This is a genomic window from Desulfomonilia bacterium (genome assembly GCA_036567785.1).
Lineage (GTDB): Bacteria > Desulfobacterota > Desulfomonilia > UBA1062 > UBA1062 > DATCTV01.
Genome location: DATCTV010000002.1, coordinates 25,851 through 40,590 on the forward strand (window position 1 = coordinate 25,851; position 14,740 = coordinate 40,590).

Annotated in this window: 12 protein-coding genes; all 12 read left to right on the plus strand. The window is 49.7% G+C overall.

What is annotated here, in order from left to right; genetic code table 11:
• Positions 1-51: 51 nt before the first annotated feature.
• Positions 52-1,185 carry a glycoside hydrolase family 172 protein gene (locus VIS94_00140; protein ID HEY9159481.1) on the plus strand — a complete coding sequence of 378 codons (1,134 nt, stop codon included), beginning with the start codon at positions 52-54 and terminating at the stop codon, positions 1,183-1,185.
• 10 nt (positions 1,186-1,195) lie between these two features.
• The gene (locus VIS94_00145) at positions 1,196-3,772 is read left to right on the plus strand and encodes a pyruvate formate lyase family protein (protein HEY9159482.1); all 2,577 of its coding nucleotides are present in this window, start codon (positions 1,196-1,198) and stop codon (positions 3,770-3,772) included.
• Between the two features lies 1 nt (position 3,773).
• Positions 3,774-4,475, plus strand: coding sequence for a hypothetical protein (locus VIS94_00150; GenBank protein HEY9159483.1), 702 nt, complete (start codon positions 3,774-3,776; stop codon positions 4,473-4,475).
• 144 nt (positions 4,476-4,619) lie between these two features.
• Entirely contained in the window at positions 4,620-5,177 is a 558-nt protein-coding gene (locus VIS94_00155) for a PadR family transcriptional regulator (protein ID HEY9159484.1), read from the plus strand.
• A 156-nt stretch (positions 5,178-5,333) separates the two neighbouring features.
• Positions 5,334-6,329, plus strand: coding sequence for an NAD-dependent epimerase/dehydratase family protein (locus VIS94_00160; protein HEY9159485.1), 996 nt, complete (start codon positions 5,334-5,336; stop codon positions 6,327-6,329).
• Positions 6,330-6,348: 19 nt separating this feature from the next.
• Entirely contained in the window at positions 6,349-7,170 is an 822-nt protein-coding gene (locus tag VIS94_00165) for an SDR family NAD(P)-dependent oxidoreductase (protein ID HEY9159486.1), read from the plus strand.
• Positions 7,171-7,207: 37 nt separating this feature from the next.
• A complete protein-coding gene (locus VIS94_00170) occupies positions 7,208-9,586 on the plus strand; it encodes a formate C-acetyltransferase/glycerol dehydratase family glycyl radical enzyme (protein HEY9159487.1) in 2,379 nt (792 codons plus the stop codon).
• An 18-nt stretch (positions 9,587-9,604) separates the two neighbouring features.
• Positions 9,605-10,540: a CoA-transferase gene (locus tag VIS94_00175; GenBank protein HEY9159488.1), complete on the plus strand. Its 936-nt coding sequence runs from the start codon at positions 9,605-9,607 to the stop codon at positions 10,538-10,540.
• A gap of 11 nt (positions 10,541-10,551) precedes the next feature.
• A complete protein-coding gene (locus VIS94_00180) occupies positions 10,552-11,352 on the plus strand; it encodes a CoA-transferase (protein HEY9159489.1) in 801 nt (266 codons plus the stop codon).
• A gap of 172 nt (positions 11,353-11,524) precedes the next feature.
• Positions 11,525-12,892, plus strand: coding sequence for an MmgE/PrpD family protein (locus tag VIS94_00185; GenBank protein HEY9159490.1), 1,368 nt, complete (start codon positions 11,525-11,527; stop codon positions 12,890-12,892).
• A gap of 19 nt (positions 12,893-12,911) precedes the next feature.
• Positions 12,912-14,078, plus strand: a complete 1,167-nt coding sequence (locus tag VIS94_00190) for an acyl-CoA dehydrogenase family protein (protein ID HEY9159491.1) — start codon at positions 12,912-12,914, stop codon at positions 14,076-14,078.
• Between the two features lie 181 nt (positions 14,079-14,259).
• Positions 14,260-14,697 (plus strand): hypothetical protein, encoded by a 438-nt coding sequence (locus VIS94_00195; protein ID HEY9159492.1) that lies wholly within the window; start codon positions 14,260-14,262, stop codon positions 14,695-14,697.
• Positions 14,698-14,740 lie beyond the last annotated feature (43 nt).

Below are 14,740 nucleotides of genomic sequence, written 5' to 3' on the forward strand. Positions count from 1 at the left end.
CCTTGCCTCAAAGAAACGTTATTGAACAGTTGAGATACAAGGAGAGGCTCAATGTCAGGCGGATATGACATGACTTCGACATTAAACCTTCTTCCTCTTGCGAAGAATTTCAAAAGGAAGCGCTTCAGCAGCTTCGACCGTACCGGAGGCAATCGGGACTGGATAGTCATAAATCCGGGACAATGCACGACAATAGCCGACACTTCCGAAACAGGCTGCATCCGCCACATCTGGTGCACCATCGGCAGGGACAGCATCTCGAACAAGTACGACCGGGCATTTCTGCGCAGGATAATCATACGCATGTTCTGGGACGGGTCGGACAGACCTGCTGTGGAGGCGCCCATAGGCGACTTCTTCGGCATGGGCCACGGCATATGCAGAAACTTCGTCTCCGCCCCTCTTCAGATGAGCCCGGAAAACGGCAGGGGGTTCAACTGCTTCTTTCCCATGCCCTTTTCAAATGGGGCCAGGATAGAAGTGGAAAACCAGTGCACACATGAAATATCCCTTTATTATTATATAGACTGGGACTGCCATGACAGTCTCGATGAAAATGCGCTCAGATTTCATGCATCATGGAACCGTGAGCTGACAAAAGGAATATCTGATAAAGGCGTAGGCGGCATGGAGTTCCAGATGGATGGCGTCAATCTCTCCGATAGAGACAATTACCTCATCCTTGAGGCCGAAGGCACAGGCCATTATGTGGGTTGCAACATCAATATTCACAACCGCCGCGGCTCGTGGTTCTGGGACTGGCCAGGCGAAGGCGATGACATGATAGTTGTCGATAACGAGCCCTTCCCTCCCGCAATCCACGGCACAGGCACCGAAGACTATGTGAACATGGCCTTCTGCCCGACGCAATATTACTGTGCGCCGTACCACGGGCTGATCATGGGCGGCGGGCCAAACTGGGGAGGAAAGATAACATACTACCGCTACCACGTCCTCGACCCCGTACCGTTTACGAAATCCATCCGGGTTTCCATTGAACACGGGCATGCGAACCGGAGGTCTGACGACTGGTCAAGCACTGCCTACTGGTATCAGAAGGGTACAGGCAATATCAAAAGGGTACCAGACGTTACCAAGAGGCTGCCTCTCAAAAACCAGTATTCAGCGAAAAGGCTTTTCGGAGCCCTTATCATGTGGCCTATCTACCGGCTCTTCTTTTCATGAGGGAGAATTCATGCGGGATGAAACGATCAGTCCACGCAACAAGCGATTGAAGGATATGATCCTCGATGCCCCGTACGAGATATGCATCGAAAGGGCTCGGTACTACACAGAATCTTACAGAATGACCGAGGGGCTGCATCCGGCTATCCGGGCGGCAATGGCCTTCGAGCACACCCTCAAGAATATGAGCATATATATCCTCGATGATGAACAGATCGTCGGCAACCGAACATCAAAGCTTATCGCTGCCGCCATACCTGTCGAGAGAGGCGATATCAATACCGTGCTCGAACTCGATCTCGACCTGCTCAGAAAAAGGGAAAGCCAGCCATATGTTATTTCAGATGATGAGGTCAGGGAACTGAGAGAGATCATCCTTCCCTACTGGAAAGGAAAGACTATCAGGGTCGAAAGAAGGCGCAAAATGAAGGCTGCGGGCCTTATTTTCATCCCTTCGCTCAGGCCTTCGACACTGAAAGCTCTATATAAGAGCCTCGATTTCAGAAAGATGAGAAAAATTATCGGGCTCCCCGGAAGGAGTCTATCCGAGATTTCGGATACCCTCGTACGGATTCTGCCCCGGAAGATTGCGGATTTTAAGGTTCCGTTTTTTAATCCCGTATATGCCGTCAAGGGTCTGCGGGAGGTTCTGCTCAACAATCCTGCCTATGTCATGAATTCCTTCGATGTTCAGGGTCACTTGATACCTGGCCATAAAAACGTTCTCAGAGAAGGCTTCTCAGGTATCCGCAAAAGGGCTGAAAAGCGGCTTTCTGATTCCGAATTCAAGGGTGACAAAGAAGGCGCTAATTTTCTTAAGGCCGTAATAATCTGTTGTGATGCAATGAGGGACTTTGCACTGCGCTATTCGGTTGAGGCGGAAAGGCTCGCTGAAAACGCAAATGAAGAAAGGAGAAGAGAGCTGCTCTCTATCGCAGAGAGATGCCGCCATGTCCCTTACCATCCGCCGCGGGACTTCAGGGAAGCATTACAAGCCTTCTGGCTCACTCATATAGCAGCCATAATAAGCTATGGCATGCCCGCCATACTTTCCACAGGCCGCCTTGATTCACATTTCGCATCCTTTTATGAAGAGGACCTTAAAAAAGGAGCTATTACAAAAGAGCAGGCGACAGAACTAATGGAAGAGCTGCTTATAAAACTAGCATGCAATCTGATATTGCTGCCTTACGGCGGCAAAGCTACGGGAAACGAACTGGGCTCCGACAACTGCACGCCGACCATAGGCGGGTTGAATCCTGACGGGACCGACGGTACAACGGAAATGACTTATGTCGTTCTAAATGCAGCCGCCAACGTCAAATCAATGGGCAACAGCTTCTCCATAAGGGTGAGCGAAAAATCACCGCCTGAATACTGGCAGAGAATCATCGACATGTACAGGAACACGTCAGGACCTGCCCTGTTCAATGACGAGGTTGTAATCGAGGCGCTTACCCAAACAGGCATGAGAATTGAGGATGCCAGGGATTACGCAATCGTGGGCTGCGTAGAACCTACAGGCGACGGAAACACGTTCGGCTGCACCTCTGGCAATGACATATCGCTTGTTGCCGCGCTTGAGATGGCCCTCTTAAACGGCAGGCTCAGGATCATGGGCAAAAGGATCGGACCCGCCACAGGCGATCCTGTATGTTTCAGGACTTTCGATGACTTTTTTGAAGCCTATAAAAAACAGATGTCATTCATGATCTCGGTCATATCCAGGGCAGTAAACATCAAGGATGAATCGTACCGCAGTTCTCTTCCCTCGCCTTTCATATCGTGCACGCTGACCGGCTGTATTGAAAATGCCAGAGACATGACGTCAGGCGGCGCAAAATATACCTATTCATCAGTGAGCGGACGCGGCCTCGGCACGGCCGCGGATTCGCTCGCTGCAATAAAGCATTTTGTCTTCGACGAAAAGGTCTTTTCAATGGATGAGCTCGTCTCGATGCTTGACGTCAACTTCAGGGGTTTCGAAAAGGAACGGGCAATGCTTAAAAACAGAGGGCCGAGATTCGGTGCCGACATTGATGACGCCGATTTTATTGCTGCTGAGATAAGCTCATATTTCTGCACTGAAGTGGGAAAACAGAAAAACATCTTCGGCACAATGTTCAGGCCGGGCTTCTTTTCTTACGGTATGCACGTCCTGGACGGTCTTTTCCTGGGTGCTACACCTGACGGGCGGCTTTCAGGCGAACCTGTCAGCAACAGCTTTTCGCCTTCCAACGGCTCTGAAACGAAAGGCCCGACCGCGGTCATGAAATCCGCCTCGAAAATGAACCATACCCTTATTTCAAACGGCAATGCGCTCAACGTCAAATTCCTTCCGTCGATGATCACAGGCAGAGAGCGTGCCGACAGGATGATCTCATTGTTCAAAGGCTATTTCAGACTTGGCGGCATGGAGATCTCCCCCAACTTCATCTCCAGCGAAATGCTGAGAGAAGCACAGATGAGACCTGAGATGTACCGGGACCTTGTCGTGAGAGTTTCGGGCTATTCAGCATTCTTTACCGATCTCGGCAGGCCGCTTCAGGACGAGATAATAAGCCGCACGGAATTCGGCGGGCTTTAGCATGAAGAGAATCTTGTTTTTTCCCTTATTACTCCTGTTTCTGTCTTGTCCGGTATTGACTTACTCAGCGGACCTTGACCCGCAGAAGGGCGACACCGGATGGATACTGAAATCGAATGGAAAGGACTACAAGACCTATTACAGAAAAAGAGAAGGCTCCTCCACTCAGGAAGTCCTTCTTGTAGGGATGACGGACAGAAGACCGGAAAAGGTAATCGCCGCAATAACGGACTACGGACATTTTCCCGAATTCATGCCTTATGTGAAATACACCAGGCTCGTCCATTCGGAACGCAAATCCGAGGATGTCTTGATCAATTATGTTTTTACATACCTTGATGTACCCATACCTTTTGTTTCATCAAGGTTCTATAACCTGAGATATACCGACGTTTACAATTATAAGGGCATACCCGGCATGTTCAGGTCAGACTGGGTGCTCGAAAAAGGTCCTTACAGGAAACTACCGACCGACCCTGACATCAGGGATTTCCTGAGCGATCCCGAAAGTGCAGTCGAGACGACGTTCAATCAGGGCTATTTCCTGATCGAGCCCGTGGACGAACTTCTCAGGACGCGAATCACATATTATGTCTGGACAAATCCCGGCGGCAGCCTCCCGCCATCGGCAGTAAATATTGCAAACACGGTGGCCCTGCCCGGGCTGCTTGAGGCGATTACGAAAAGGGCATCAAAATATTGATCAAAGACATCAGTATTTCTTCGAACCTCATCCTTTCAGTCGAAGAGCAATCAGATAAATTTTTAATTTTTTAGATATTGACTTTGTATATTTTATTTCTATATAGATTCTATATAGCTAAGACTATTTAAAATCGGAGGGTTGATGTCGCTGAATTATGCAGTTCTGGGTCTTCTCCAATACCGTGACATGCACGGATACCGCATCAAGGAACATCTTGAAAATAATTTCGGTCATATGTGGTCGGTCAACTTCGGCCAGATTTATCCCATATTGAAAGACCTTGAGAAGAAGGGACTCATCAGGATGGCCAAAGTATCATCTGCAAGCAATCAGGGACCTCAACGCAAACTTTATTCAATAACTGAAAAAGGCCGCGAGGAATTTTTAAAATGGCTCAAGGAGCCCGCTGACAAATCAATGCTTCTGCGTGATCCTTTTCTTCTGAAATTCGCATTTTTCGGGTTCGGCGGGCCTGAAGATGCATTGAGAATAATCGACAATCAGATTGCATCCTATGAAGCTCAACTTGAAAGGCGTATGAGCAATTCCATAAGATGGGATAACCAGGGGCCGTACGTCAAGCTCCTGTCCAACCTCGGTGTCACATTTAATGAAATGTATCTCGAATGGCTGAAAGCGGCCAGAAAGCAGATCGAAGAAAACATATCAGATAAGGATTATTTTGCATTGGGTATTTGAAATCTCCCTGAAGCAAAAATCATTCGTGATGGTACATCTCATCAGGGAGCCACGGAAATACGGGAAGAACGTGCCCCAAACATAAGCCTCAACGAAAATGCAGCAGATGACGCTTTAAATGAATAGAGAGTCATAAAGCACGGAAGGAGGTTTAATATGGAGTTTTCCGGTATCACCCTTGTAACGGGAGCTGCGGGTTTCATGGGCAGCCACCTTGTTGAATACCTCGCTAAAAAGGGCGTCCGGGTCCGTGCCAGCGCAAGACCCAGGAAAGACCTTTCCTTTTTTGAGAATCTGGGCGTTGAATACGTCGCCGCAGACCTTACAAAACCAGAGACAATACCGCCACTGTTCAAGGGAGGTGTGGACCGTATTTTTCACCTTGGCGCCATCTGCAATTTCTCGACACCTTATGAAAAGCTTTATCCGACCAATGTGCTAGGTGTCGATCTTATTACGACGGAAGCGGCCAAGGCCGGCGTAAAATGCTATGTCCATGTCGGTTCCACAAGTGTTTACGGATATTACAAGGGTACCCCTTTCAGGGAAGACGGGCCGAGAGACCCTCAGGACAGTTACGGAAGGAGCAAGCGCGACGGTGAAGACGTAATCTGGCGCAAGATTAAAGAGGGCTTCCCCGCAATCATAACAAGACCCTGCACGGTTTACGGCCCCCGCTGCAATGACGGAGCGGGCAAGGCCTTTTCCAGACCCACATCGATCACGGCAATACCCGGAAGCGGCCGCCAGCTGCTTTCAAATATCAGAGCCGAAGATGTCGCAGCTGCAGTAGAACACCTTTCGCACATGGAAAGCGCCATAGGGCAAGCCTACAATATTGCGGAAGACACCTATCCCTCCATAGGCGAGGCGCTTACGCTCGCTGCTGAAACATTCGGCACGAAGCCCCCAAGCCTGCACCTGCCCCTGTGGCTGATAAAGGCGGTTGCCAGAATCGACGGTGCTGTTTCTGCAAAAAAAGGCAAAATCCCGGACCTTGAATATGATGCGGTCAAATACCTTTATTATGATTATGTCGTGGATAACTCAAAGCTCAAGGCAACGGGCTATAAGCTTATTTATCCGGATTTCAGACTGTCAATGGCTCAGATGAAGGAATGGTACCGGAATCAATCCGGATCCGCCAGATAAATTAACAAGGGAGGTTATAATGGGAAATGTTGTTGTAATAACAGGTCTTGCAGACGGAATGGGAAGGCATGTCGCAAAATTGCTTGCAGAAAAGGATTACACAATAGCCGGTTTTGATATGGACGCAAAAGGAATCGAATCTCTCAAGAAAGAACTCGGCGACAAGCACTACCTTATCACGCTCGATATCACCGACAGAGCAGGCATACTTGATTTCAGGGATGAGGTACTCAAAAGATACGGCATGGTCGATACGGTACTCTCAAATGTCGGCATCGGATTTTTCGGCCCGTTCGAAGAGGTAAGCCTTGAAAAGGCGCTTAAATGCCTCGAAATAAATGTGATAGGTGCAGCCGCAATCTTTCAGGCGTTCATTCCCTCGATGAGAAAGCGGGGATGCGGTAAACTTATTGCAATGTCTTCCCTTGTCGGACGCATACCCTTCCCCTTTGAATCCATTTACTCGGCAAGCAAATTTGCAGTGACCGGGATGGTGCTTTCACTGAAGCACGAAGTCGAACCTTTCGGCATTAGTGTAGGTCTTATAGAGCCCGCGCAGGTCTCCACCACGTTTGCCGCAAAGATCCATTTCCTTCCGCCTGAAGGTTCGCCTTACCGCGACCGGGTCAGGAGGTTCATCGATCGCGACAACGAATTGATTAAAACCGCCCCTACTCCTGAATTTGCTGCAAAAAAGATAGTAAAGGTCGTAACATCTGACAAGCCGAAGATATTCAACCAGATAGACGCCGGCAGCGGGTTCCTTCAGATGCTGAACCGTTTCCTGCCGGTAAATATCAGGGATAAGATACTGGTAAGCTACATGCATATAAAAGTTTGAAAAAACACTCTCACACAGATTTATTAAGGGGGACGACATGCGAAATACAAACGCGGCATTAAAACTTGAAGAAACGAGGGTCCAGAGGCTGAGAAACAGGATCATACTGGCGCCCCAGGAGGTCTGCATAGAACGGGCAAGGTATCTGACCGAATCCATGCGCAGAAACTGGGACCGCCACCCCCTTGAGCGCATCAGTCTTGCCCTTGAAAACATACTCAGGAATATCAGCGTCATCATAAGGGAAGATGAAATCATAGTGGGGTGCCGGACAAAGAAACTCAAAGGCGCACCTTTATTCCCCGAAAACAAGTCCCGCTGGATTGAAGGCGACCTTGACGCGTTCGACCAGAGACAGTTGCAGCGAGCCCTTATCACCGAAGCCGAAAAGAACGAAATGCGTGAGAGCATCCTTCCCTTCTGGAAGGGCAGATGCGTCGAAGATGTCATGGAAAGTGTCATGCCTGAAGACGTCATGGAAGACATGGACAAATATATCTTCACAATGATGCTCGAGATCAATTACGGGATAGGACACTTTACCATGAACCATGAAAAGGTCCTGGCAAAAGGGCTTAAAGGCATAATTGCAGAGGCCGCGGAAAAGTTTGATTCATTGAGCCTGGATGAAAGGAAATCGGAAAAAGGGATATTCTATGAGTCCATGATACGTTCGATGAAGGCGGCTATCCTTTTTGCCAACCGCTACAGCATACTGGCAAGGGAGATGTCCGCACAAGAGACCGACAAGGAGCGTGCTGAAGAACTACGGGAAATAGCCCGTGTATGCAGCCGGGTTCCGGAAAATCCTGCGCAGACATTCCATGAGGCCGTGCAAAGCGTATATTTCATCCATCTGATCGCGCAGATCGAATCAGGCGGCAACTCAATCTCTCTGGGACGCATCGACCAGATACTGTATCCTTATTACATGAAGGACAAAGAGGCCGGAAATATAACGGCCCAGCGTGCTCGGGAACTCCTGTCTCTGCTATTTATTAAGACCAACGAGATATGGAATGTACTGGAAGAGGCATTCATCCCCGGAGGTGAAGGCACTGAAGGCAAGACTACTCAGAACGTGACCGTGGGCGGTATGGGCATCGACGGAAATGACGCCACGAACGAACTCAGTATGATAGGTCTTGATGCATATGCAGACATCAGGACTGTTCAGCCGAATTTCGGGGTCAGGATATGCAGAAAAACACCGAAGCCGTTTTTCAAAAAAGCCATCGATTATGCCAGGGACGGTGTTCTCATGCATTTCTTCAATGACGAGGCCATTGTCGAGAACCTTGTCCTCGCGGGACATACCCTTGAAGACGCCCGAAATTATGGAGTAGTCGGGTGTCTTGAGCCGAGTGCGTCCGGCAAGAATTTCGGCTCCACCTTCGCTGTGCAGTTCAACGGTGTAAAATGCGTAGAACTAGCCCTTTCCAACGGTGTAGACAATATATTCGGTTATCAATCCGGGCCCGAGACAGGAGACCCGGCACAATTCAAAAGCTTCGACGATGTATGGAATGCATATGACACGCAGATGAACCATTTCATTAATCAGATGGTGAAAGGCATGGCCGTGCTTGACAAATCGATTGCCGAAAACGTGCCCTCTCCTTTTGCATCGGCCATGGTCGAAGGTCCGATGGACAAGGGGATCGACCTCACAAAGGGAGGCGCCGTCTATAACTCGACAGGCGTTCAGCTCATGGGTTTCGCCAATACGGCAGACAGCTTATATTCCATCAAAAAGGCTATATTCGAAGACAGGAAATATACCATCGGGCAGCTCTCGGAATGGCTTTCCACTGACTGGCAGGATGCCGAACCGAAGCGCAGCTATTTCCTGAAAAAGATCAAAAAATACGGCAACGACATCGACGAGGTGGATGAAATGGCGATCAGGGTTGCGAATCATTTCTGCGACACGCTCAAAAAATATAAGAATTACAGGGGCGGCTCCTTCTGGCCCGGGATATTCTCGGTCGGGTTCCATATAAGCTTCGGTGCATTCTCGGCTGCTTCACCTGATGGAAGACATGCAGGCGATGTGCTCGGCAACGGCATTACCCCTACAACCGGAAACGCCGTTTCTGGACCTACCGCCATGATGAATTCAGTGGCGAAACTCCCGCTTAAAAGAATATTCAACGGCGCGAACCTGAACATCCGTTTCCAGGGCAAAAAGATAGGCACCGAAAATCTGCTTTCTCTTGTGAGGACATATTTCAACAGGGGCGGAATGCAGGTCCAGTTCAACATGGTCGATTCCGCAACACTCAGAAAGGCGCAGAAGAACCCGGAAAAATATGCTGACCTGTTTGTCAGGGTAAGCGGCTATTCAGCTGAGTTTACGGGCCTTTCCGAAATCGCCCAGAACGAGATCATAAGCAGGACAGAATACGATCTTTAAATCAACCGGAGTAAAATTATGAGCAAGGTAATGACCATAAAGGACGCCGTCGAGAAAAATATAAATAACGGCGATTTTCTTTTCATAGGGGGCTACGTATGCAGGCCTCCTTTCTCTGCAGTCCATGAAATAATCCGGCAGCATAAAACAGATTTGACGATTGCCCGAAGCAACGCCGCCGATGACTTTGACATGCTGATAGGCGCCGGCTGCGTCAAGAGGTTCATATCGACGTTCATCTCGTTAGGGCTTTACGGGCTGGCCAGATGCTACAGGCGCTCGATAGAAAAAGGCATCCCGAACAAGATTGAACTCGAGGAATACACGAATCTCTCTCTTCCCATGATGTTCATGGCCGGAGCAATGGGCATGCCGTTCGTTCCTGTGAAGGACATGGTGGGAACCGATATGATGAAGATAAGATCTTTCATGGGCGAAAACAAATACAGGATGATAGATTCGCCTTTTGACGGAAAACCTGTCATGCTTGTCCCTGCGCTTAATCCCGATGTCGCGATAATCCATGTCCAGCAGGCCGATGAAAACGGCAACGCACAGATGTGGGGCATAGGCGGCGATTGCAAATGGGGGGCGAATGCGGCAAAAAAGGTCATAGTAACCTGTGAGAGGATTATCAGCCGTGAAACCATCGGCAAAGACCCGTCAAGGACAATAGTCCCCGCATTCAAGGTAGCAGCGGTCTGTGAGGAGCCGTTCGGCGCACACCCCGGTTATACGCCGGGATTCTATGACGTGGACTTCTCATTCGGCTATGTCTATCAGCAGGCAACAAACACCGTCGAAGGTTTTCAGTCATTCCTTGACGAATGGGTTTTTGGTGTCAAGGACAGAAACGAGTATATCCAGCATTATATCAACAGGTTCGGTTTCGCCCAGTATAAAAAGCTTCAGGCCAGATTCGATTACGGTTATCCCGTAAGTTATTCGTATTAGGAGAATGAATTATGAGTGAACATCCGAATGATTATATAAAGCCTGAACTCATGGCATGCTGTGGAGCACGTCATATCAGGGACAATGATGTGGTTATAGTCGGCACCGGATTTCCGACGATGGCCGCCAATATTGCAAAACACACGCATGCGCCCAATGCAACCATGATGCAGGAATCAGGTGTTTTTGATGCACGCCCGGCAAGGCCAGCGCTTTCAGTCGGCGACCCGTGTCTCAATCCCGGGGCTGCAATGGTTGGGGGGCTTATCGAAGTGATGGGCATGTTCCTCCAGGGCGGATGGGTTGACTGCGGATTTCTTTCAGGGGCACAGGTGGACAAGTTCGGCAACATCAATACCACGGTAATCGGCGACTATAATAAACCCAAAAGCAGGCTTCCCGGTTCAGGAGGAGCCAATCCGATAGGAGCGCTTGCGAAAAGGGTCCTTATCATTGCACTTCATGATAAAAGAAGCCTTGCCGAACGCGTTGATTTCATAACGACACCAGGCTATCTGGATGGTCCCGGGGCACGCGAGAAATGGGGGCTGCCTCCTGACACAGGTCCCGAGGTCATAGTCACGAACAAGGCCGTGATGCATTTCGATAAAGACACAAAAGAGGCGTACCTTACGAGCTGGCATCCGGACACAAACATCGACGAGGTTGTAAGCCTCACTCCATGGAAGCTCAAGGTGTCGGATGACGCACACGAAACCGAGCCGCCCACGGCTGAAGAGCTGAGGGTTCTTAGGGAGGTCCTCGATCCGTTTCGAATGATCAAGATATATGAAAAACGAGGCTACATCTGATGCGAATCTCTGGAACTTTGCATTTCATTGTCGCTCCTAGTCTCGTCATTGCAGCGTACGTCATGTACGCCTCATTCCTCGACTTCGTCGCTCCTCGAAATGCTTTGTTCCAAAGCTCCGCACATTTTAATAATAAAACAAGTCTTTAGCTGAATGTTTATGGGAGGGGAAAATGAATGAGACAAGGATTCTTGCTGATTTCTGTTATGAGCTCAAACTTAAGGATGTCCCTGAAGAAATCGTGCATAAGGCCAAGTTATGCCTTCTGGATTATGTCGCAAACATCTACGGCTCTCTTGAACTCGATGCCGTCAAATCGGTGGTAACGTATATGCGTTCGCTGGGATGCGACGGCCCTGCTTCAGCGCTCGGATGCGGGTTTAAAACATCCATACCCGGCGCCGCTTTCATCAACGGAACGACTGCGGAGGCCATAGAGGCGCAGGACGGCCTGAGGTTCGGGGGTAACCACCCCGTATGCGCGGTCATGCCAGCTGCATTCGCTCTCGGAGAGACGAACAATTCATCAGGCACCCAACTTCTGGAAGCAATCATCGTGGGTTACGAGGCGGCCGACCGTGCAGCAGCGTCCATGCACCCGTATCATACACTTTCGGGATTCCTACCCACGGGCACCTGCGGGACGTTCGGCGCGGCCGCTGCTGCGGCTAAGCTTTTGAAGCTCGATCAGGCAGGTATGCTAAATGCATTGGGCAATGCCGGTTACCTTCTTCCCATTTCCATGGCCGAACAGCTCATGGGGGGATATACGATAAAGATTGTACAGGGAGGACAGGCGGCCAGCGCAGGCATCACGGCGGCAGGACTAGCAGCACAAGGTATCACAGGATGCCCCGAGGTACTTGAAGGGTCGTCATTGAAAGGCGGTTTCACTCAGATAACATCCAAGGTCGACCCGAAACCGGAACGCATAACCGAAAGGCTCGGCGAACATTTCACCATTGAAGATCTTTACTTCAAACCGTTTACCGCCTGCCGCCATACGCACGGTGCCGCACAGGCTACACTCGGACTTTTGAGGGACAACAGGTTCTCCGCCGACGAAGTCGAAAGAGTTGACGTCTCCACATACGGCATGGCTGAAGTGGCGGTCGGCAAGGGCATGCCTGAAAACGGCACGATTGTGTCCGCCCAGTTCTCCATTCCCTATGTCGTTGCAGCCTGCCTGATCGACAATGAACTCGGTCCGCTGCAGCTCACGGAAAAGCGCATCACCGGTTCAGACGTGCTTGCACTGTCAAAAAAGGTATTTGTCAAGGCCGATGACGAGCTTAATAAAATCTATCCGGACAAGACCTCCAGCAGGGTAGAGATAACCCTTAAAAGCGGAGAAAAGTTATCGAAGCAGGTCGATATTCCCAAAGGGGATCCCAGAGACCCCATGGATCAAAACGACCTTGTTGAAAAGATCAGGAGGTTTGCAGGCAATCGATTCGAATCGAGGATAGACAAGGTCTCATCCATGATAATGGATATTGAGAATCTGAAAGACATAAAGGCCCTTGCAGAGGCCATATAATAAAAACAAGGAGTACATGATGGATTTCAACCTTAACGACGAACAGAGGATGCTCATTCAGACACTTCGAACAATGGGGGAACGCGAAAAATTCAGAGACCTTGCCAAGCACATAGATGCAACCGGCGAGTTTCCTTATCACCTGATGCCGAAATATGCAGAGATGGGGCTTCTAGGCATGACTCTGTCCACTGAATACGGAGGCGGCGGACAGCCTGGAATCAACGCAATTCTCGCCATAGAGGAACTGGCGAAATTCTCCCCCATGATAGCTGCGCCCGTATTCGAATCCAATGTAGGCCCTGTGAGGGTAATAGACATATTCGGTACTGAAGAGCAGAAGCGCTCCATCATTCCCGATGTATGCAGGGGAGAGAAGAGCGTTTCGGTATGCATGACCGAACCTGCGGTCGGTTCCGACCTGACCGCGCTGGGAACAACTGTCGTTGAAGACGGCGACGACTATATCCTGAATGGCCGCAAGACATTCATTACAGGAGGCGGACATGCCAGCCATTACATGGTGTACACCAGGTTCGGAGACGTAAAGGGATATAAGGGAATAGGAGGAATCATCGTCGAGAAAGGCATGCCGGGCTTCACATTCGGCAAGCAGGAAGAATTCATGGGCCTAAGGGGTATGCCTTCTTGCGACCTCATCTTCGAAGACGTAAGGGTGCCAAAGAAAAACGTCGTTATCGGCCAGGGCGACTTTACCAAACTCATGACCACATTCGATATAGAACGCTGCGGCAACTCCGCAATGTGCCTGGGCGTAGCCGCAGGCGCCCTGGAAGAGGCCAAAAACTATGCAATGCAGCGTAACGCCTTCGGACGTCCGATCTGCGAATTCCAGGCCATCCAGTTCATGACGGTCGATATGGCCATGAAGCTCGATGCGGCAAGGCTGCTTGTATATCGCGCAGCGTGCGGCGCTGGACAGGGTCTTCCTTCCGTTTACGAGGCCTCGATGGGCAAGTGCTTTGCCAACGAGATGGTTATAGAGGTGACGAACACGGCCATGCAGATTCTGGGAGGCTACGGATACAGCAAAGAATTCCCGGTCGAAAGGATGCTCAGGGACGGCCGGGCATGGTGCGTTGCAGGGGGTACGGTGCAGATGCTCCGCATCACATTGGCTTCTTTCCTTTACGGCAGACGCTTCGACCAGAGAAAAGGGAAATAAATAAGTGGTGAGTTAAGAGTGGTGAGAAACAAATCAAAAAAGATTTCCTTATTTATGCTGGATTCCAAATGACATGCAGAGCCGTAGTCATTTAGATTGAAGCGAGAAATCTTTTTTCTTGGCTTTTTCTCACCACTCACTGCCCACCACTCATAACCAATAATTTTTGGGGAGGATTTAAATGAGCCAGTATTATAAGGACATTGACGATCTTTACAGGATTTACGGGTACTTTCTGGACAGGATTCTGAGGGACGAGAAAATCGGCCCCAAGATGTCAAAGGCGGGTATCATAATCAAATTCATCTATACCGAGCCTGACGGAGAGATAACGATCGATCTGAAAAACCCGCCGAATAAGCCCGGCCTTTATGGAAGCTTCTATATGGGACCGTGCAGTCTGAAGGAGGATGTCTGGTCAAAGCAGACGGCGGATCATTCGCACCGTTTCTGGCACGGAATCGAAAACCCGATCGCATCGGTCGCAAAAGGAAAGGTAAGACAGGGCGGCAAGGTCACCGCAATGCTCAAACTGCTCCCGGTTGTAAGACCTGCATTCAAGATGTTCCCGGTAGCCCTTAAAGAGATGGGGCTCGAGCACCTTATTGTTACAAAATAAATAAAATCCCCCGGGAAATAATTTCCGGGGGCAACTCAATTAT

Bases quoted from the DNA above. Each gene is read 5' to 3' on its own strand.
- VIS94_00140 (HEY9159481.1), top strand. From the start codon at position 52: ATGTCAGGCGGATATGACATGACTTCGACATTAAACCTTCTTCCTCTT.
- VIS94_00145 (HEY9159482.1), top strand. From the start codon at position 1,196: ATGCGGGATGAAACGATCAGTCCACGCAACAAGCGATTGAAGGATATG.
- VIS94_00150 (HEY9159483.1), top strand. From the start codon at position 3,774: ATGAAGAGAATCTTGTTTTTTCCCTTATTACTCCTGTTTCTGTCTTGT.
- VIS94_00155 (HEY9159484.1), top strand. From the start codon at position 4,620: ATGTCGCTGAATTATGCAGTTCTGGGTCTTCTCCAATACCGTGACATG.
- VIS94_00160 (HEY9159485.1), top strand. From the start codon at position 5,334: ATGGAGTTTTCCGGTATCACCCTTGTAACGGGAGCTGCGGGTTTCATG.
- VIS94_00165 (HEY9159486.1), top strand. From the start codon at position 6,349: ATGGGAAATGTTGTTGTAATAACAGGTCTTGCAGACGGAATGGGAAGG.
- VIS94_00170 (HEY9159487.1), top strand. From the start codon at position 7,208: ATGCGAAATACAAACGCGGCATTAAAACTTGAAGAAACGAGGGTCCAG.
- VIS94_00175 (HEY9159488.1), top strand. From the start codon at position 9,605: ATGAGCAAGGTAATGACCATAAAGGACGCCGTCGAGAAAAATATAAAT.
- VIS94_00180 (HEY9159489.1), top strand. From the start codon at position 10,552: ATGAGTGAACATCCGAATGATTATATAAAGCCTGAACTCATGGCATGC.
- VIS94_00185 (HEY9159490.1), top strand. From the start codon at position 11,525: ATGAATGAGACAAGGATTCTTGCTGATTTCTGTTATGAGCTCAAACTT.
- VIS94_00190 (HEY9159491.1), top strand. From the start codon at position 12,912: ATGGATTTCAACCTTAACGACGAACAGAGGATGCTCATTCAGACACTT.
- VIS94_00195 (HEY9159492.1), top strand. From the start codon at position 14,260: ATGAGCCAGTATTATAAGGACATTGACGATCTTTACAGGATTTACGGG.